The sequence below is a fragment of the Marinobacter sp. genome (genome assembly GCF_034669625.1).
Lineage (GTDB): Bacteria > Pseudomonadota > Gammaproteobacteria > Pseudomonadales > Oleiphilaceae > Marinobacter.
Genome location: NZ_JAXMOY010000020.1, coordinates 38,257 through 57,186 on the forward strand (window position 1 = coordinate 38,257; position 18,930 = coordinate 57,186).

General features: G+C 52.3%; 16 protein-coding genes. 9 read left to right on the plus strand and 7 right to left on the minus strand.

What is annotated here, in order from left to right; genetic code table 11:
• Positions 1-51 precede the first annotated feature (51 nt).
• Together groL and VOI14_RS14145 are read left to right on the plus strand one after the other, a co-directional pair.
• Positions 52-1,704, plus strand: coding sequence for a chaperonin GroEL (groL, locus tag VOI14_RS14140; protein ID WP_323752687.1), 1,653 nt, complete (start codon positions 52-54; stop codon positions 1,702-1,704).
• A 268-nt stretch (positions 1,705-1,972) separates the two neighbouring features.
• Positions 1,973-2,815 (plus strand): SDR family NAD(P)-dependent oxidoreductase, encoded by an 843-nt coding sequence (locus VOI14_RS14145; protein WP_323752688.1) that lies wholly within the window; start codon positions 1,973-1,975, stop codon positions 2,813-2,815.
• A gap of 60 nt (positions 2,816-2,875) precedes the next feature.
• Here the strand turns inward: VOI14_RS14145 and VOI14_RS14150 are convergent, their stop codons facing one another.
• Complete coding sequence (locus VOI14_RS14150; protein ID WP_323752689.1) at positions 2,876-3,733, minus strand: metal-dependent hydrolase; 858 nt, start codon at positions 3,731-3,733, stop codon at positions 2,876-2,878.
• Between the two features lie 163 nt (positions 3,734-3,896).
• Here VOI14_RS14150 and VOI14_RS14155 point away from each other — a divergent pair, with 163 nt between their 5' ends.
• From VOI14_RS14155 to gspD, 4 genes are all read left to right on the plus strand, one after another.
• The gene (locus VOI14_RS14155) at positions 3,897-5,405 is read left to right on the plus strand and encodes an NAD(P)/FAD-dependent oxidoreductase (protein ID WP_323752690.1); all 1,509 of its coding nucleotides are present in this window, start codon (positions 3,897-3,899) and stop codon (positions 5,403-5,405) included.
• 147 nt (positions 5,406-5,552) lie between these two features.
• Positions 5,553-6,344 (plus strand): type II secretion system protein N, encoded by a 792-nt coding sequence (gene gspN, locus VOI14_RS14160; RefSeq protein ID WP_323752691.1) that lies wholly within the window; start codon positions 5,553-5,555, stop codon positions 6,342-6,344.
• A 1-nt stretch (position 6,345) separates the two neighbouring features.
• Entirely contained in the window at positions 6,346-7,212 is an 867-nt protein-coding gene (locus VOI14_RS14165; RefSeq protein ID WP_323752692.1) for a type II secretion system protein N, read from the plus strand.
• A gap of 32 nt (positions 7,213-7,244) precedes the next feature.
• On the plus strand, positions 7,245-9,194 hold the full coding sequence (gene gspD / locus VOI14_RS14170) for a type II secretion system secretin GspD (RefSeq protein WP_323752693.1): 1,950 nt from the start codon (positions 7,245-7,247) through the stop codon (positions 9,192-9,194).
• 128 nt (positions 9,195-9,322) lie between these two features.
• Here the strand turns inward: gspD and VOI14_RS14175 are convergent, their stop codons facing one another.
• The 6 genes from VOI14_RS14175 to purE form a co-directional block, all read right to left on the minus strand.
• Positions 9,323-11,305 carry a M48 family metallopeptidase gene (locus VOI14_RS14175; RefSeq protein ID WP_323752694.1) on the minus strand — a complete coding sequence of 661 codons (1,983 nt, stop codon included), beginning with the start codon at positions 11,303-11,305 and terminating at the stop codon, positions 9,323-9,325.
• Between the two features lie 10 nt (positions 11,306-11,315).
• Complete coding sequence (locus VOI14_RS14180; protein ID WP_416361433.1) at positions 11,316-11,900, minus strand: LemA family protein; 585 nt, start codon at positions 11,898-11,900, stop codon at positions 11,316-11,318.
• Positions 11,901-11,908: 8 nt separating this feature from the next.
• Entirely contained in the window at positions 11,909-13,996 is a 2,088-nt protein-coding gene (locus tag VOI14_RS14185; RefSeq protein ID WP_323752696.1) for a putative bifunctional diguanylate cyclase/phosphodiesterase, read from the minus strand.
• A 246-nt stretch (positions 13,997-14,242) separates the two neighbouring features.
• Positions 14,243-14,821 (minus strand): superoxide dismutase [Fe], encoded by a 579-nt coding sequence (gene sodB / locus VOI14_RS14190; protein ID WP_323752697.1) that lies wholly within the window; start codon positions 14,819-14,821, stop codon positions 14,243-14,245.
• Between the two features lie 71 nt (positions 14,822-14,892).
• The gene (locus tag VOI14_RS14195; protein WP_323752698.1) at positions 14,893-16,011 is read right to left on the minus strand and encodes a 5-(carboxyamino)imidazole ribonucleotide synthase; all 1,119 of its coding nucleotides are present in this window, start codon (positions 16,009-16,011) and stop codon (positions 14,893-14,895) included.
• A 37-nt stretch (positions 16,012-16,048) separates the two neighbouring features.
• Positions 16,049-16,540 carry a 5-(carboxyamino)imidazole ribonucleotide mutase gene (gene purE / locus VOI14_RS14200; RefSeq protein WP_323752699.1) on the minus strand — a complete coding sequence of 164 codons (492 nt, stop codon included), beginning with the start codon at positions 16,538-16,540 and terminating at the stop codon, positions 16,049-16,051.
• Between the two features lie 175 nt (positions 16,541-16,715).
• On the opposite strand from purE, the gene VOI14_RS14205 reads away from it, so the two are divergent.
• The 3 genes from VOI14_RS14205 to VOI14_RS14215 form a co-directional block, all read left to right on the plus strand.
• Positions 16,716-17,666: a hypothetical protein gene (locus VOI14_RS14205; RefSeq protein WP_323752700.1), complete on the plus strand. Its 951-nt coding sequence runs from the start codon at positions 16,716-16,718 to the stop codon at positions 17,664-17,666.
• A gap of 125 nt (positions 17,667-17,791) precedes the next feature.
• The gene (locus VOI14_RS14210) at positions 17,792-18,652 is read left to right on the plus strand and encodes a DUF2846 domain-containing protein (protein ID WP_323752701.1); all 861 of its coding nucleotides are present in this window, start codon (positions 17,792-17,794) and stop codon (positions 18,650-18,652) included.
• 3 nt (positions 18,653-18,655) lie between these two features.
• A partial coding sequence (locus VOI14_RS14215; protein WP_323752702.1) for a hypothetical protein occupies positions 18,656-18,930 on the plus strand: 275 nt, incomplete at its 3' end.

Below are 18,930 nucleotides of genomic sequence, written 5' to 3' on the forward strand. Positions count from 1 at the left end.
AACATTTATCCGATCGATCAAATTTCGGTTTAACGAACAGGAATTAGAGACATGGCAGCAAAAGAAGTTCAGTTTGGTGATAGCGCCCGCAAGCGCATGGTAAAAGGTGTAAACGTTCTGGCTGACGCCGTGAAGGTCACCTTGGGCCCTAAAGGCCGTAACGTGGTTCTGGAAAAGTCTTTCGGTGCGCCGACCGTAACCAAAGACGGTGTATCTGTCGCTAAAGAAATCGAGCTGAAAGACAAGTTCGAGAACATGGGCGCGCAGATGGTGAAGGAAGTTGCTTCCCAAGCCAACGAAACAGCCGGTGACGGAACTACCACTGCAACCGTCCTGGCTCAGGCGATTGTTAGCGAAGGCATCAAAGCCGTGACTGCTGGCATGAACCCGATGGACCTGAAGCGCGGTATCGATAAAGCGACTGCTGAAGCAGTTAAAGCGATTCGTGAAATGGCCACTCCGTGCGACGACAGCCGCAATATTGCTCAGGTAGGGACTATCTCTGCCAACGGCGACGAGACCATTGGTAAGATCATCGCCGACGCTATGGAGCGTGTTGGTAAAGAAGGCGTGATCACCGTTGAAGAAGGCCGTGGCCTGGAAGACGAGCTGGACGTGGTTGAAGGTATGCAGTTCGACCGTGGATACCTGAGCCCGTACTTCATCAACAACCAGGACAACATGTCTGCAGAGCTGGACGATCCGTTCATCCTGCTGGTAGACAAGAAGATCTCGAACATCCGTGAACTGCTGCCAGTACTGGAAGCTGTTGCTAAAGCTGGTAAGCCGCTGCAGATCATCGCTGAAGACATCGAAGGCGAAGCGCTGGCCACTCTGGTTGTGAACAACATGCGCGGTATCGTCAAAGTGAACGCGGTTAAAGCGCCTGGCTTTGGTGATCGTCGTAAGGAAATGCTGCAGGACATCGCCATTCTGACTGGTGGTACTGTGATTTCCGAAGAGGTTGGTCTGACTCTGGAAAACACCACTCTGGACGACCTCGGCACTGCTAAGCGTGTCAACGTCACCAAGGAAAACACCACGATTATCGATGGTGCTGGTGCGCAGGCTGACATCGAAGCCCGTGTTGAGCAGATCCGTAAGCAGATCGAAGACAGCTCTTCCGATTACGACAAAGAGAAGCTGCAAGAGCGCGTAGCCAAGTTGGCTGGCGGTGTTGCGGTTATCAAGATCGGTGCTGGCTCCGAAGTTGAAATGAAAGAGAAGAAGGCCCGTGTTGAAGACGCGCTGCACTCTACTCGCGCTGCCGTTGAAGAAGGCATCGTTGCCGGTGGTGGTGTTACCCTGATCCGCGCTATCGCAGCGCTGGACAAGGTAGACGCGATCAACGAAGAGCAGAAAGCTGGTGTGAACATTCTGCGTCGCGCCATGGAAGCTCCTCTGCGTCAAATCGTATTCAACGCAGGCGGTGAATCTTCAGTGGTGGTTGCGAAGGTGCGTGAGGGCGATAAGGCCTTCGGTTACAACGCAGCGACTGAAGAATACGGCGACATGCTGGAAATGGGTATTCTTGACCCAGCCAAAGTAACTCGCTCTGCACTGCAGGCCGCTGCTTCCGTAGCGTCTTTGATCATCACCACGGAGGCGATGGTTGCTGACGAGCCGGCAGAAGAAGGCGCTGGTGCTGCTATGCCAGACATGGGCGGAATGGGCGGAATGGGCGGAATGGGCGGAATGATGTAAATCATCATGTAGATGATTAGCCCGCGTTCATCGCGTCTAAAAACCCCGAAAGTCTCTGACTTTTGGGGTTTTTTATTGGCTTCGTGGTTATGCTTTCTTCATTTTTTGGGTAGACGTCAGGTTTTAGGGTTAATTAACTGGCCCATCATTCTATGTTACACTGGACGGTGTATAGGTTGGTTGCCTCTGATGGGCTCGTGTTTTTTGAAGTACTGACATGCCTGTCCCCAAAAGCAACTCGGATTGCTAACTATTGGAGTTCTCATCAATGAAAAGTTTTCGAAATAAAGTGGCTGCTGTTACTGGAGCGGCTTCTGGTATTGGTCGTGCCCTTGCTATTGCCTTGGCGAAGGAAGGTTGCCATCTTGCGGTGAGTGATGTGGACAGGGTCGGATTAAAGAAAACGGTATCTGAGTTGAAAAAGTACGATGTCAAAGTGTGTCACGACATCTTGGATGTATCGGATAACGCGGCGATGAATCAGTGGGCCAACAAGGTCGTCGATTATCACGGAAAGGTAAACCTGGTTTTTAATAATGCCGGTGTTGCGATGGGCGGTACGGTGGAAGAAACCCCGTTGGAAGATTATGAGTGGATTATAAATATTAATCTGTGGGGTGTGATATATGGCACTAAAGCATTCTTGCCATATATAAAGTCCTCGGGTGAAGAGGGGCATGTTGTGAATATTTCGAGTGTGTTTGGCCTGTTCTCTCAGCCGACTCAGAGTGCCTATAATGCCTCGAAGTTTGCCGTCAGAGGATTTACCGAATCGCTCAGGCAAGAGCTGGATCTGGAGAGGGGTGGGGTTTCTGCCAGCTGCGTTCATCCTGGTGGCATTAAGACCAATATTGCCAAGAATGCTCGAATGAATAAGAGTGTCGAAAGTATTTCCAAGCAAGCAAATGCTGAGGAAATGCGCGATCAGTTTGAAAGCCTTTTCATGACGACTCCTGAGACAGCAGCGTCGGTAATTTTGAAAGGTGTAAAGAAAAATCAGCGCAGAATATTGATTGGGCCAGATGCGAAGGTGTTGGACTATATGACGAGAGCTTTGCCAGCGTCGTATCAATCTTTGGTGCAAAAATCGCTGGCTTTAACTGCGAAATAAAGAAATTGAAAAAAGGGCGCGGAATGTAGAGGTTACAGACCGCGCCCTAGCAAGCAGTGATTAAGCAGCTACGGCTTCTTGATCAGCAAGGAACTTATCTATTTGCTCTAGGTATTCACGGTTGTCGTGATCCCAGGGGTGAAAATCTGGTCTGAAGTAATCCAGATAGTTGCCGATTTGTCTGCGTAGTAATCCAATGTCACCCATAGTGTACCTAAAAAATTTGTTCCAACCGTCCCAATTGGTGATCTGGCCTTCAGTACGTAATGCTCCAACAAATGCAGGAATCGTTAAGCCCCAAAAAATCACGGTTGCAGTAACGAAGCCGGCACTTCGGCTTAGATAGGCACCGGTGCCTCGTCCCATAACGACATCCCAAACGTCATAAGCAACGGCTTTGTGCTCGGTTTCTTCCATGGCATGCCAGCGCCATAAGGCTGCGTATTGCGGATCTGCACCTTCGGTAACAAGTGGTTCAGAAAGCACCCCGTCAGCCAGTAGAGCGGTAAAGTGTTCCAGGGCAATCGTGGCCGAAAGGTTGAAAGGTTTGGGTGCACGCTTCGTCAGTGATTTCAGGAGCTTGGTAACTCCCTTTTCGAATGTTCTTGCAGCCGGCGTTTTGGCTAGAAACGGGGAGTTATAGTCCTCATGCTCACGTCCATGCATGGCCTCTTGACCAATGAAGGCTGTGACGGCCTTTTTTAGCTCAGGGTCTTCGATTTTATCTCGATAGACTCTAACGCTATCGATAAAAAAGCGCTCGCCGACCGGGAGAATGGTTGAAAAAGTGTTAAGAAACGTTGTGAAAATGGGGCCGCCAGAATGGTGCCATTCACTAATAATCTTAGGATCGAGCTTGAACTTAATGTCGCGTCTAGTTGGCATTAGCATGGGCGTTTTCTTGTTCGGCTGACTCATATTAGCCTCCACCTGGAGTTGATTTTTCACTTGCGCCACTTTGTTACCTAGACAATGTTACATTGACCGGTGTAGCATTGTCCAGCGTTTAACTATTCTGCTGGCTGAGTCCGTGGCAAGTGGAGGGTGGTCCTATGATGGGGCCAGTGAATTCGGAGGGGTTATGAATAAGCATGTTGATGTTTTGATCATAGGGGCAGGTTTGTCCGGGATAGGTGCAGCTGCTCACTTGAGAAGGAATTGTCCTAAAAAGACATTTGCAGTCTTAGAAAGTCGATCTTCGATGGGCGGAACTTGGGATTTATTTCGCTACCCGGGCATAAGGTCAGATTCTGACATGTTTACGCTGGGGTATAGCTTCAAGCCGTGGACAAGTGAGAAGAGTATTGCTGATGGCGCTTCGATCTTGAATTACATAAAAGAGACGTCGCAGGAATATAACATCACTCAACACATTACTTATGGGATGAAAGTCGTCCGTGTAGAGTGGAGCAGTGAAAAAGCTCAGTGGAAAGTTATTGCCACTCGAGAAGGTAGCGAAGAAGAGCAGATTTTTACCTGTGGCTTTTTGATGGGCTGCACTGGTTACTACAATTATGAAGCGGGTTATACACCTGAGTTTCCAGGACTTGAAAAGTTCAAAGGGGATGTTGTTCACCCCCAGAAATGGACAGACGATATTCAGTACAAAGACAAGAAGGTCGTGATTATTGGGAGTGGTGCCACCGCTGTCACGCTGTTGCCCGCTATGTGTGATCAAGCGGAGCACGTGACTATGTTGCAGCGTTCTCCAAGCTATGTGGCTGCTGTCCCAGAGAAAGATCATATTTCGATTGGTTTGCGTAAATTCTTGCCAGAAAAGCTGGTTTATAAAATGGCTCGGGCAAGAAATGTAGGTCTCCAGCTGGGCGTGTACCGGCTCTCTAGGCAGCGGCCTAAAGCGATTAGGCGACTTTTGCTTATGGCAGCAAAACGGCAGCTGGGGAGCGATTTCGATATGAAGCATTTTGCACCCAACTATAACCCGTGGGACGAAAGGTTGTGTGCAGTACCTAATGGTGATTTGTTCAAAGTGTTGAAGGAAAAGAAAGCTTCAGTGGTTACGGATCATATTGAAAGCTTTACTGAACAAGGTATTAGATTGAAATCAGGCAAAGAACTTCAAGCTGACGTTGTTGTTACAGCGACTGGGCTGGATATGAAGATATTTGGTGGAGTGACGCCTGTAGTCGATGGCCAGGAAGTTAATGTCGGTGAATGTTTAACCTATAAAGGCTCTATGGTCAGTGGTGTGCCGAATTTTTCAATGACCTTTGGTTACACCAACTCATCCTGGACGCTGAAAGCGGATCTGATAGCAGAGTTTTGCTGTCGCTTAATCAATTACATGGATAAGCAGGGTATTCCCTACTGTGTACCCGAAGCGCAGGAAAATGATTTTTCCGATGAGCCTTTCCTCGATTTACAATCGGGTTATGTGGCGCGCGCCAGGCATCTATTACCGAGACAAGGTAAAAGTGGTCCATGGAAAGTGATACAAAGCTATTTGCACGACACCTCAATGATTCGTTTTTCTAAGGTCAATGAGTCGGGTTTGAGATTCGCAAAACCAAGTTCAAGGAAGAAGCGGATTACAGCCTTCCTTGACCCTGCAGGCTTCAGATTTTCCTGAATTTTTGGGGCGAAGAGAGCACTCGTTCTACTCCGATAAAAACCCGCGTTGGATAACACCAATGCGGGTTTTTTTATTGCTTTAATCATGCACTTGGCAACTGCGTTTGTTAGACTCGGCAACCGGCTTATAAATGTGCACGATGCAATGAGTGATATCCCCTCAAAACCTTTCTTCCGCCCTGGCAAGTTCATCTTGCTGTTGTTGCTTGGGGTGTTTGTTTTTGCCGTGACACTGGTGGTCAGGGTGCCGGTTGGCTGGGTGTGGCATCAGGCGTCCGATCATGTAGACCTTCCTCCCCAGATTCAGGTTCGCCAACTGTCCGGTACCTTGTGGGGGGGCGCGGCTAAAGTACATTTGGCCGGATTTCCGACACGGGTTCAGTGGCAGCTCGATTGGCCATCCTTCACGAATATGAATTTGCCGGTCGAGTTTTCCGTATCTTCGGCACAATCTCGTGTGGACGGCGTTGTTACGGGAGGATGGCCGGGTAGTTTTGATGTGGCGGCCAGCGGCGTAGTAGCCGTTGCAGAATTTGAGGACTTGATCCGTCAAAGCGGCGGGGCAATGATTGACGGCAAGGTGTCTATCGATTACCTGAAAATACGTTGGGCTGACGAGCGGCTGCACCATGCTGAAGGCATGGGTCGGTGGGATGGTGGTCTGGTGACCTGGCCAATGGGGAATCAGACGGGTCAGGCGCAGTTCCCGCCAATGCAGGCCAAGCTGGACACAGTGGAGGGCGGCGTTGCATTAGATGTGGCGGAGCAGGGCGGTGATGGTCCTGCAGCGGATGCCAACATACTTTGGGATGGCATGATGGAAATTCGCGTATACAAGCGCATGGTTGATTTGGCTCAGCAGCCTTGGTCGGAGGGTGCTCGCCCCGGCGATGTGGTGTTCCGGGTCAAGCAGCCTTTGCTGCCAGGAGGCTTTTAGCATGGCGGCTGTATCCGTGCGGACGCAGGAGAGGGTGTCCCGCTCGCTGGCCAATGTGCTGCTCATCGCTTTGGTCGTCTACTTGGGAGCAGAGCTTGCCAGAGTCACTTGGCTGTTTGTATGGCCAGATAGCTCCGTGCCCGAGCTGTATGGGCAAGTATCCGGGGGGAAAGGGTCCCTTAAGGGCAGCGGGCTCGCGCCAATCGCAGGTTACGAATTGTTTGGTCGGTCCGAGTCTCAAGCCGGTGTAGCGGATGTGATTCGAAAGACCGCCCCGGAAACAGGCTTGCGATTGCGGTTAGAAGGTGTGTTGATAGGGCAGCGCCCGGAAGACTCCGGTGCTATAGTTGCCGGAAGCGACGGAGAAACTGAGTATTACCGCGTAGGCGATACATTACCGGGTAACGCGGAGTTGGCCGAGGTTGAGTCAGCACGAATTCTAATAAGACGAGGTGGGCGATACGAATCGCTGGCCTTCGAGGAAGTTCTCGGTGTTGAGGGTATTCTGGCGGAAGCACCAGCGAATCAACCTTCATCGGCGGAATCTCCCGACGATTTTCTGGCCAGTGCCAGAGCTCAGTTGGATGCTCAGGGCGCTGCTGCGCTCCGGGCCTACGGGTTGAGTCCGGCGCAGGATAATGGACAATCCGGTTACGTGTACGATGGCTCAAATGCCATGTTGAACGCCGTCAATCTGCGCCCCGGTGATGTGATCACCGCATTAAATGGTCAGCGATTAGGCGACTTTGAACAGGACAAAGCGTTGTTTAACGAATGGCGCAGCCAGCCACGGCTGGATATAGAAATTGAACGTAATGGAAGTCTACTCACGGTGAGTTACGCCATTCCCGAGCAATGGCGTAACTGATCGGGTAATTCAATACAGGACGATACCGCCAGATGTATAACCACAAAACAAACATCCTCAGGGCTCTCTTATTTGTTCTTCTGCTGCCGTTGATGGCCGTGGCTCAGGCGCAGGAAGAAACCTGGAGGCTGAATCTCAAGGAAGCCGATATACGAGCCTTCGTGACGCAGGTTGCTGACATTACGGGCTACAGCTTTGTGGTGGACCCGCGGGTCAAAGGCAAGGTCACGGTGCTTTCCAGCGCTCCGATGAATAAGGACGAAATTTACGATCTCTTTCTGGCAGTTCTGAACGTACACGGCTTCACCGCAATCCCTGGTGAAGAAGTGGTAAAAGTGGTGCAGCAGGTGGATGCGAAGCAATCCGCCGAGGTACTGGACCGGTTCAAAACAACGCCGTCTGAACAACTGATTACACGGGTTATTCAGATCGAAAACGCGAATGCCTTGGAATTGGTGCCAATTCTTCGTCCTTTAGTGGCCAAATACGGGCACCTCGCCGGTGTGGCCGCGGCTAACGCACTGATTGTTAGCGATCATTCCTCTAATATTCAGCGCATTGAACAGATTGTCCGTGAGCTTGACAGTCCTTCCCGCTCGGAAGTTGAAGTCATCCAGCTACGTGAAGCCTGGGTTGGCGACATGGTTAAGCTGTTGCAGGAACTGGCGCCCAGTGAACTGGGGCGTTCAGGGAATGATAATACAGCTAACAAATACAATGTTACTGCCGACGAGCGGAGTAATCGGCTGATCCTTCGCGGTGATGACAGCTTTCGTGAAAAAATGCGTGTGCTGATCCGCAAGCTAGACCAGCCCTCCGCAAGTGGCGGTACCACCAAGGTGCTTCGCTTACGTCATGCGGACGCGAAAACCCTGACAGAAATCCTCAAAGGGGTGATGGGCGAAGCCGTTAAAGAAAGTGGGGGTGCTGGTGGGACCGGCAGTAGTGGCGGTAATCCCAACAACAACTTTGCTGTCTTCGCGGATGAAGGCTTGAATGCTTTGGTCGTTCGCGGCGATCCTTCATTGATGCAGGAAGCGGAGCAAATTGTTTCCCAGCTGGATGTACGTCGTGCTCAGGTAATGATTGAAGCGGCGATTGTTGAAATCAGTGACGAGTTGGGTGACCAGTTAGGTGTGCAGTTGGCAGCCGGTGATGAATCCGCGTCCTCGTTGCCAGTATTAGGCACTAACCTGACGAGCGGTTCCGGTATGGTAGGCCTGAACTCGGTTATCGGGGCTCTGGTTGGAGATGTCGTTCCGCAACTGGGCGGAGGTGTCACTATTGGCGCCGGCAACCGTGACGAAAACGGAATTACCTGGGGCGTCCTGATCCAGGCACTGTCCTCTGCTTCAGCGGCAAACTTGTTGTCTACGCCAAGCATCATCACTCTGGATAACCAAGAGTCGGAGATTATTGTTGGTCAGAACGTACCGTTCCGCACCGGCCAATCCACGGTCACCGGCGATGGTACGACCAATCCTTTCACCACTATTGAGCGTCGAGATGTGGGGTTGTCGCTTAAAGTGACCCCAACCATTAGCGCCGATGGCTTGGTGCGCTTGGTGGTTGAACAGACCACTGAGGATATCTCGACAACGACAGTCGATGGGGCTTCGGATCTGATCACCAACAAGCGGGAAATCAAAACCACGGTTCTGGCGGACGATGGTGAAACGGTTGTATTGGGTGGCTTGATTAAAGACGATTACCAGGTCAACAGAAGTAAGGTACCTCTACTTGGAGACATTCCGTATCTAGGCCGGCTTTTCTCTTCCGAGAGCGAAAGTCGGGTGAAGCGTAATTTGCTGGTGTTCTTGCGCCCGACCATCATGCTCGGCAAGCAAGATGCGGCGGCGGCTACTTTGCAGCAGTTCAATCGCCTATGGGATGTGAATCTCGAGGTTCGTGAGAAGTTAGGCCTACCGCAGCCTGAGGCTGATCCAGCTGTAGAAATGCTGTTTGAAGGGCGTCGCTACTAAGAACGTCTGGAATACCCAAAGGGCCAGTTACCGGCATGTTATCAAGGCTTTCGAGCCGTGCCGGGTTCTGGCCTTTTTTGTGGTCTGAAGTTTTCTAATCAAACGAGTCTGTGCCAGCCGCCAAATGCTCAAAGCGGTGGCATAGGGCAGTCCAGTTGGTCAGCGACCAGCCTCATGAGTTCGTATTCCCGCACATCAACCATGCCATCGTGCAGGATGCAGTGACCGCAGGCATCAATAATCCCAGGCTTTAATAATGGCGACAGCCGGCTCAGAGCAGCCAGCGCGGCTTGTAATTCCCTGATAGAGACTGAAGTGGTGGGACGCTGGTCTGGCGCGGAGAAGAAGCCTGCCATGGCTTCCTGATAGAGATTCGCCGCATCTTGCTCTGAGTCTGTGCCTGCGCGCGCGAATAGCCCGACAACGCACTCAATCTCGGCTTTTACCGAACGGTAGTTTCTATGCCTTACCGGTACCGCCTGTTCAGCTTTCGGTGAAAGGTGCCGATTCAGAAAAGTGTTCAATGCCAATTCAAACAAGCTCAGGCGTTTATCGGCTGCGACCAGCTGGCGGACGTTGCTTAGTAGTGCGTGGCGCTCTTCGGCATTCAGCTTTCTGAGCGCCGGCATCGCCAATTCGAGTGTCGGGAATCTTGCTGCTTCGCCCAATGTCGCAAGAGTCGGTAAGAGCTTCGATAGTATATCTGGTTGCTCTCCCAGCAGAGCGTGTTGGGGTATAGACGCCAAGTATTGAATGCGCTCGGCCACAGGAAGATGGTAAGTCAGCAGGCCGTAGCAAAGTTGTATGGCCCCGGCCCGGGTATAGAGCAGGTTTCGGAATGTAGACGGTAGCTGTTGTAGAAGATCGGCTGCAAAGGCTTCGCTCTGCGGTGTGACGGTCCCCACGCGGGTAGACAGTTGGGTAGCGGGTTGCTGAGTAGATCCAGTGAGCGATGATCGCAAAGGCGAGAGTCTGCTTCCGGGTGTGCCTCGCGCAGGCCCAACAACTTGATTGGCCAGATCCGAGATTCGGGCGCTTTCCGGTTGTGCGGTTTTCGCTTGCAGCTTAGAACTGGGCTCGGTATCTCGCAGGCGGCTGCGAAGCCGCGCCAGCAAACCGGGTTGTATGGCGTCAATGCGCTCGTTGACGGGGGGGTGTGAAGCCAGGAGCGAGGTGAACTTCATACGTGCGGACTCGCCAAAGCACATGTGGTTCATGTCGCTTGCATGGCTGGTGGTGTCGAGGTAAGCGCTGGTCATTCCGATTTTGAACAGCGCACCACCAATACCTTCGGGATTCCGCGTGAACTGCACCGATGATGCGTCGGCTAGCATTTCTCGCTGGCGTGACACGGCGGCTTGAATCAATCGGCCGAAGAAGACCCCCACGTAACCGATAATCACCAGGGCAAGGCCTAGGATGCCCATGGCTACTTGTGCTCGGCTATCGCTGTTTCGGCGGCGTGTGGCGCTGCTGTAGAACCCCGCTCGAAGCAAGAACTGGCCAATTTGTCCGATCATCAGGATGCCCGCGAGTATAGCGATAAGCCGCACATTGAGCCGCATGTCGCCGTTCAGAATGTGACTGAACTCGTGGCCTACCACGCCCTGTAACTCGTCCCGGTTTAGCTGAGCCAAGGCCCCTTTGGTGACCACCATCACGGCTTCGCCCGGCGCATACCCGGCAACGAACGCGTTGATGCTGGTTTCACCGTCCATCACGTAAAGCTCGGGCACGGATACGCCACTGGCAATGGCCATCTCTTCGACGATATTGCGCAGTTTGCGTTCATCGGGGTCCCGGGTGTCCGGTTCGATCAGGCGCGCGCCTACCATTTTAGCAACGCGAGATCCGCCTCCAGCGAGATCGAGTCCGCGGACCAGCGAGCCAATTCCGATCAGTATGACCACGGCGGCAGCGGTGGTCATTCCGTGGGTAGACAGCAGCCATTGATGAAAGGGGAGGGGGGAGCTTTCGCTGCGGGTAACCAGATAGCCCACCAAGCATACCGCCAGCGTGATCAAGACGACGGCGCTCAGGAACAATACGACAAGAAGGCTGGTGTTGCGCCGGGCGTGAGCCTGGCGCTGAAAAAAACCGGGTGCTGCCATGAATCAGGCCTCAGAAACTGACTTTCGGGGCCTGACGGGCTTCGGGCGATTCCAGTTGAAGTTGGGCAGTTTCTTTAAATGCAAACATGCCGGCGATGATGTTGTTCGGAAATTTCTCGCGGAAAATGTTGTAGGTCATTACACCGTCGTTGTACGCCTGGCGAGCGAAGGCGACCCGGTTCTCGGTGCTGGAAAGCTCTTCCATTAACTGTTGAATGGTTTCGTTGGCTTTCAATTCCGGGTAATTTTCGGAGACGGCGTAGAAGTTGGCCAGTGCTTTGGTTAGCAGATTTTCTGCGCTGCCCAGACGCTGCATTTTGGTGTTGTCGCTGGGGTCTTTGGCGGCGTCTTTCTGTGCGCTTACGGCATTGTTGCGCGCTTCCATCACTTGCGTGAGCGTTGACTTCTCATGGTCGAGATAGCCTTTAGCTGCTTCTACAAGATTGGGGATGAGGTCGTGCCGGCGTTGCAACTGCACATCAATTTGTGCGAAGCCATTTTTGAACTGATTGCGCAGTGATACCAGGCTGTTGTAGATGAAAACCAGGTAAATCACGACAACCGCGATAACAGCGAGTCCGATGACAGTTGTCATTCCCATGTTTAACCCTCGAAATGTGTTTGAGCTTTATTTTCCACGATATTGGCATGGTAAGTCTGTACAAATTCCTTAAAATCTCTAGGCAATAAGGGCCTACTGAAGAAATATCCCTGCGCTAGCTTGCAGCCTCTTTGCGTCAGGTAATGTTCTTGTTCTGCTGTTTCGACGCCTTCTGCAATCACGGTAAGGTTCAAGCTTCGGCCCAGATCGATAATGGTGTTGGCAATGCGAGTGTCTTCTTCGTTGATCAGAAGATCTTGAATAAACTGTTTATCGATTTTTAGGTGCTGAACGGGCATTTTTTTCAGGTACGTCAGTGATGAGTAACCGGTGCCAAAATCGTCTACCGCGATGCTGATGCCGGCTCTGTGCAGTTTGTGTAACTTCGCGACGGCATCGGTCATGTTGGTCATGAAGCTGGTTTCGGTGATTTCCAGTTCCAGGCGCCCGGGCGGTATTCTGTATGTGTTCAGTGTGTCCAGAATGTCGTCCACGATTGTGTTTTGCCGCAATTGGACCGCTGACAGGTTTACGGCAATTCTGAGGTGTGATCCGGTAGAGGCCCAGTGTGCAGCCTGCCGGCAGGCCTGTTCGAGTACCCATTTTCCGATTTCCACAATCGAGCCACTGGTTTCCGCGATGGGAATGAACTTGTCTGGCGGTACGAAGCCGTGTTCCGGGTGCTCCCAGCGAAGCAGTGCTTCTGCGCCAATAACACGCTTTGTTTCCAGGTTGATTTGGGGTTGGTAAACGAGGTGGAATTCCTGATTCTCGATGGCTCGAGTCAGGTCCTTTTCCATTTGTTTACGATCACGGATCTCCTGATCTATGCTGGCCACGAAGAACTGAAAACGTTTGTCACCGATTTGTTTTGCAAGAGCCATGGTTTGTTCGCCGCTTTGCAGTAACCGATCGGCTTCACGCGCATCGTTTGGGAACAGTGCAATACCAAGTGTCGATGCCATGGATATTCGGTGACTACCCGCTTCGATAGGTAGGCCGATGATTGCGAGTATTTTTTCTGCAGTTTCGGCGGCTTGAAAGCTATCCCGAATTTTTTTCTCGACGATAACGAATTGGTCGCTACCCAAGCGGGCAAGGCCAAACCGATCGGAGGGGAGGTTTGCACGGAGTCTGCCGGCAACGGTTTTCAGTATGAGATCGCCGGTACGAAACCCGCACTGCTCGTTCACCGATTTGAAGTCGTTAATGCCGCACACGGTGAGTGACAGCGTGGTGCGCTCAACCTTCGATCTTTCGATGTCGTGCTGCAGTTCTTCCATAAAGGCGTCCCGGCTGGGTAAGCCGGTCAACACATCAATTCGCGCGAGTTGGTTTACTCGAGCTTCGGCTTCGAGGTGCTTTTGTTGATTATCGGCAATCGCTACAAGTAGGTTGTTGGTGGCGTTAACCCATAGCCCAAGTTCGTTTGCCTCATGCCCTTTAGGTATAGATAGCAGTCGGCCGTCCGGGTGATCGGGGTCAACCTTCTTGACTGAGTAGACGATGCGGAGCAGCGGGCTGGTTAGTAACCAGTTGAATAAAATGAACAGTGTTAAGCCGAGAATGAAAGCGATCGCGATACCTGAAGCGAAGGTGACGAGGCCTCTAGTTAGCCATGTGTGGGCGTCGTAGGCGGTGTCGAGATGAATCTCCAGATAGCCGTATGGTTTGCCAGGGTTGTCGGCACGATTTAGAGGCTCCCGATAGACCCAGACATCACCGAAAATCAGATCGGTAATGCGGCGAGAATAAAGTTGATCTGGCCTGCGTTTGAGGCTGCTTAGCTCTTTTCCATCGGGGTGGGAAATCCGTGCAAGGTTGATCGCTTCCAGGGCAAAGAGGCCCTGAACAACCTGTTGGGCCAGTGTTTCGTCGATACTGAAAGCCGCTTGGGTTGCAGCGTCATACACCAAAGAAATGGTCTGTTTAGCCTGCAGCTTGAGTTCGGATGATACTCGCTGCGCGTCGAGTATCACTTGGACGGTGCTAACGGCGAGCCCGCTAAGTAATGCAACGGCCAGTACCCAGCGCAGGATGCGGAGTCCCAAGCGGCTTTCTACGTTAAAAGCTTTTTGCATTCCGGTCATTGCAGCTCATTTGATTGATCTTGGGGTATTGCTCGCTCTGGGCGACGGTACGTTCCACAGTATGGCCCAATATGATTACTCGGCCACCGAGTATGCCTGAAATTTCCGTTATGTCCTGAAAGAGCGTGTATCGAATTGTTGCAATTTGATCTGTGTCATAAACAGAAACGCCCGCCGGGGCTTGCCAGGCGGGCGTTTCTGTTTTTAGGCAGGCGCATCAGCGCTACTACCAAGCTCTGTGCTAACTTAGCCCAGGTTTTCGTTTACGAAATCCCAGTTAACCAGCTTCCAGAAACCTTCCAGATAGTTCGGACGGCTGTTCCGGTAATCGATGTAGTAGGCGTGTTCCCATACGTCGACGGTCAGAACCGGCTTGTCAGCGCCAGTCAGCGGAGTTTCGGCGTTGCTGGTGTTAACGATTGCAACGCTGCCGTCTGCCTTTTTAACCAACCAAGTCCAGCCAGAACCGAAATTGTTGGCTGCTTTGTCGTTGAATTCTTTCTTGAAGTCTTCGAAAGAGCCGAATGCTTTCTCGATGGCTTCTTTAGCTGCGCCAGTGGGCTCGCCGCCGCCGTTAGGAGTCAGGCAGTTCCAGAAGAATGTGTGGTTCCATACCTGAGCGGCGTTGTTGAACAGAGGGCCGCTAGCGCTCTTGATGATCTCTTCCAGAGACTTATCAGCATTGTCGGTGCCGTCAACCAGGCCGTTCAGCTTGGTTACGTAAGTCTGGTGGTGCTTGCCATAATGAAACTCAAGAGTTTCCTGGGACATGTGCGGTTCCAGAGCGTTCTTTTCGTAAGGCAATGCGGGAAGTTCAAATGCCATGAGGTCGTTCTCCCTGTCTCTCTTTGTTTATGAATGTGCGTACCAGCAATATAGGGGCGGATTTCTTTAATTCAACCCTTTGCGGTGAGGCTGCACGTAAATTCGGGACTGCCAGGCAAGAACTGGGCGCAGGTTTTTACCCGCCAAACCAGTTCTTCATAGCTGTCGGCCAGAATATTGATGTGTCCGAGCTTGCGACCGGGGCGCTCGCCCTTGTTGTAAAGGTGAACGTGGGCGTAAGGCAATTCCAAGATGCGCTCGATGTCGCCATGTTCACCGATGATATTGATCATGCAACTGACCCCGCGAGCTTCCACGTTGCCCAGTGCATGGCCGCTGACGGCTCGAATATGGTTTTCGAACTGGCTGGTCATAGCGCCTTCGATGGTCCAGTGGCCGGAGTTGTGGACCCTCGGAGCCATTTCGTTGGCAACCAGGCCGTTCTCCGTCTCGAACAGTTCCAGCGTGAGCACGCCTACGTACTCTAGCTCATTGAGCAGTGCTTTGATGTATCGTTCGGCATCTTGCTGAACATGGGCTGGCAGTCCGGGCGCAGGCGCGATGGAATAGCGCAGAATGCCTTCGTGATGCGTGTTTTCAGCGATCGGATAGAAGGCGACATCGCCATCTTCGGCACGCACGGCGATCAGTGATACTTCGCGGCTGAAATTAACGAATTTCTCGACAATGACGCGAGAGTGGCCGATAGATGCCCAAGCGGCTTCTGCTTCTTTCGGGCTTTTCAGTACCGCCTGACCTTTGCCGTCGTAACCTTCGGTGATGGACTTGGCGACAACCGGGCAGCCGAGGGCTTCGGCTGCGGCTTTCAACGTTTCTGCACTGTCTGCCGTTTTCCACTCGGGTGTCGGAATGCCGAGTTGGCCGAATAATGTTTTTTCGGCTTCCCGGTTCTGGCAGACCTGCAAGGCGCGAGGGCAGGGGTGCACGGGTTTGTGTTGCGCCAGTTTTTCGGCAACATCCACCGGTAAGTGTTCGAATTCGTAGGTTACGCGGTCAACTTTTGAAAGAAAGTTGTCCAGCTGCTTCCCGTCCCGGTCTACGATGGTCTCGCCAAGACCCGCGCTGGGGCTTCCCGACATGTCATAAAAGACAAAGTCTTTGGCTAGCGGGTATCCGGCAAGTGCCAGCATGCGCCCTAATTGGCCAGCTCCTAGTACACCGATTTTCATTCGAACGCTCCTGCCTTTTAAGGTTTTGGAGTGGGCATTACTGATCGCTGGGATCAGGGTTGTCCAGCACGGTCTGTGTTTGGGTTGCCCTGAATTCGTCAACCGCTTTGCGCACGTTGTCGTCAAAGGTGCCGATGATCTGCGCCGCCAATAAACCGGCGTTAGTGGCGCCCGCTTTACCGATGGCGAGTGTGCCGACAGCGATGCCACCCGGCATTTGCACGATGGAGAGCAGTGAGTCCAGGCCGTTCAAGGCTTTGGACTGAACCGGTACACCCAGTACTGGCAAAGAGGTTTGTGACGCGACCATTCCAGGAAGATGAGCAGCACCACCTGCGCCTGCGATAATGGCCTTCAAACCGCGATCTGAAGCTGTTTTGGCGTAGTCAAACAGAAGGTCGGGTGTGCGGTGGGCTGAGACAACTCGTGTTTCGTAGGGCACGCCAAGCTTGTCGAGCATGTCGGCGGCGTGTTCCATGGTGGGCCAGTCGGATTTCGACCCCATGATGAGACCTACAAGCGGCTGCATAAGCAACAGTCCTGTGATAATTGGAAAGCCGGCCATTGTATGGATTGGCCACCCGCCATGCAAGATAGACGGTACCATCATACAAGGTACCTGTATGGTTCTTCATTTTAACGTTTTGTTTGGCGAGCGTATTATCTAGTCTTCTTTATTAAACCCTCTGTATTCAGGAGCTGTAATGGAACCCATTCGTCCAGATGACGACGAGCTGAGAGCTGACGAACCTTTTGGTGGGGCTGAGCCGAGAGAGCTTGAAAAGCCGAAGGCCAAAAAAGAAAGGCCGCAAACGCCCCCTAAATCCCCAGAGCCGAATAAGGGCAAGGGGAGCGCTGGCGGTGCATCTGCATTGATTTGGGTGCTGCTGGTGATCATTGCTGCCGCAGCCGGGACGGGCTGGTATCTGCAGGAACAACGCATTCAGGTTCTCGAAGGTCAGTTGCAGGACGCGGACTACTGGGCCCGGCAGAGCAATTTAGCGCTGGCGCGCTTTGAGGGCGAGCTTTCCGAAACGGGCGAGTCATTGCAGGAGCGAGGTGCGCGGTTAGAGCAACAGATTTCGGGGGCTAAAGAGCGGCTGGATTCGGTGGATGGCGAGATTCGCAAGCTTTGGGTCATTGCGAATGAAAAGAATAAGCAGAGGCTGAACGAGCAACAACAGAAAATAGCCTCTCTCGATGAGCGGTTGGTGGGTGCCGGAAAGGCGGTTGCTGATCTCGACTCGCGTCTTGAACAGGTTCGCAGCGGTATGGCTGGGGATGTCGCGCAGATGGCCGAGCGCTTGAAGGGAGCGGTTACCGCTCTTGAGCAGGCGGATCAGACGATTGAGAAGCAGGTGGCTGTACTTGGGCAAAAGATGGACGGTGTTGGGCCTCTGGTAGAGAGTCGTATAAAGCGCTTTGAGCAAGAACAGAAGTTGGGCATCGATGGTTTGGAGGGGCGTATTGCTGCGCTGGAAAAGAAAATTGGGTCGCAAGCCGATGGTCGAGAGGTTCGAGCCTTGAAGGCGCAGCTCTCTGAATTTAAGCAAACGGTTGCCGCCATTGATGCCTCAAGAGCGCAGCTAACATCACGGTTGGTGCGGTTGTCCGAGGAAGTGAATCAGCTCCGGTCCGGAGCTGCTGGTCAATAATTGGTTTTAGTGGGGTAAGGGGTGAATGTAACGGTTTGTATTCATCCCTTGCGGTAGCTCTCATTTCTCTCGAGTGGCAGTTGATATGATCTGGCAACTCGAAAAGGGATGAAGAGTGTAAAATAATGAGAATCCGAGTGCCTTTCGTTAAGAGTGCCGCCGCGCTTTGCTGTGTGGTGGCGCTATCTGGTTGTACGGTGTATCAGTCCATTGGTAAAAGTGTGGGGGGGTTCTTGCACCCGGTGTCGGGTCACAACTTTGTCCACATTGATGCCGAAGAGTGGGATCAGAATAACGCTCTGCTCTATTTTTACCGTACCGACTCTGAGTGGGCGGGGAATGAGATCGAAGCGCCCAGCGTCTACATCGATGATCATCATTATTTCAATATCCGAAATAACAGTTTTACGTGGCTAGAGGTGGCGCCTGGTGAGCGGCACATCGCTATGCGGCGTCCTTTGCTTGGGCTTGAAGGGCTTGGGTCGTTCAGTCTTAGTTTGATTGCAAACGCCACACTGAACGTTGAGTCGGGCAAGATTTATTACTTGCGCTATAACGAACTCACCGAACCCGGCGAGCTACACCCTGACCTTGATCCTGATGATCCTCTGGCTTCCGGTGACTTGCAGTTAGTAACGCGAAGCTACGCGATGAAGCCTGTAGAGATTGTTTCTACGCTGTTCCTGAACAGTGATCTGTTGGCTCCGAATCACGCAGCTGCATCGATCGTTGAGGAAAATCAGGATGATGATTATGAAAAGCGGAAGGCTGCTCTTGAAGAAGAGCGAGAGTTGGAGCTTGAGCGGTTAAAGGAGCAGGGGAAGTATGAATCTGCTTCCTGGTATTGGCCATTTGGCGGAGGTCCAGTCGAGCCTCTGGAAAGTGACCGAAAGTTGCAAGAGCTGGATGAACAGTATGCTCAGCTCGAACAAGAACGTGAGCGCCGTGAGGAAGCAGAATCTGGTGGAGGTTGGTGGATTTTTTGAGGAATGAGTGACTACACTGAGAGTGTTTTTTCAGTAAGCGAGGGAGCGATGTCATCCAAGAGTAAATTGTTCGCCCGTGTAAAGAGTGTCTCCTCAAGAATTGCACCTCAGGTTGATAAGACTTGGCGGGATGTAAGGAAAAGGCTGGATGCGCTGAACGGGTCTTTGGCGTCTCGGGCTGTCCCGGAGGTACGAAAGGCGACGGTTAGTGATTTATCTCTGCGTGCGAAGGGGGAGAAGGCCGGGCAGAACACCGATGGCGAGGATGAGTCGGGTTC

Excerpts from the sequence above, each read along its gene's own strand:
- groL (WP_323752687.1), top strand. The coding sequence starts at position 52 with ATGGCAGCAAAAGAAGTTCAGTTTGGTGATAGCGCCCGCAAGCGCATG.
- VOI14_RS14145 (WP_323752688.1), top strand. The coding sequence starts at position 1,973 with ATGAAAAGTTTTCGAAATAAAGTGGCTGCTGTTACTGGAGCGGCTTCT.
- VOI14_RS14150 (WP_323752689.1), bottom strand. The coding sequence starts at position 3,733 with ATGAGTCAGCCGAACAAGAAAACGCCCATGCTAATGCCAACTAGACGC.
- VOI14_RS14155 (WP_323752690.1), top strand. The coding sequence starts at position 3,897 with ATGAATAAGCATGTTGATGTTTTGATCATAGGGGCAGGTTTGTCCGGG.
- gspN (WP_323752691.1), top strand. The coding sequence starts at position 5,553 with ATGAGTGATATCCCCTCAAAACCTTTCTTCCGCCCTGGCAAGTTCATC.
- VOI14_RS14165 (WP_323752692.1), top strand. The coding sequence starts at position 6,346 with ATGGCGGCTGTATCCGTGCGGACGCAGGAGAGGGTGTCCCGCTCGCTG.
- gspD (WP_323752693.1), top strand. The coding sequence starts at position 7,245 with ATGTATAACCACAAAACAAACATCCTCAGGGCTCTCTTATTTGTTCTT.
- VOI14_RS14175 (WP_323752694.1), bottom strand. The coding sequence starts at position 11,305 with ATGGCAGCACCCGGTTTTTTTCAGCGCCAGGCTCACGCCCGGCGCAAC.
- VOI14_RS14180 (WP_416361433.1), bottom strand. The coding sequence starts at position 11,900 with ATGACAACTGTCATCGGACTCGCTGTTATCGCGGTTGTCGTGATTTAC.
- VOI14_RS14185 (WP_323752696.1), bottom strand. The coding sequence starts at position 13,996 with ATGACCGGAATGCAAAAAGCTTTTAACGTAGAAAGCCGCTTGGGACTC.
- sodB (WP_323752697.1), bottom strand. The coding sequence starts at position 14,821 with ATGGCATTTGAACTTCCCGCATTGCCTTACGAAAAGAACGCTCTGGAA.
- VOI14_RS14195 (WP_323752698.1), bottom strand. The coding sequence starts at position 16,011 with ATGAAAATCGGTGTACTAGGAGCTGGCCAATTAGGGCGCATGCTGGCA.
- purE (WP_323752699.1), bottom strand. The coding sequence starts at position 16,540 with ATGCAGCCGCTTGTAGGTCTCATCATGGGGTCGAAATCCGACTGGCCC.
- VOI14_RS14205 (WP_323752700.1), top strand. The coding sequence starts at position 16,716 with ATGGAACCCATTCGTCCAGATGACGACGAGCTGAGAGCTGACGAACCT.
- VOI14_RS14210 (WP_323752701.1), top strand. The coding sequence starts at position 17,792 with ATGAGAATCCGAGTGCCTTTCGTTAAGAGTGCCGCCGCGCTTTGCTGT.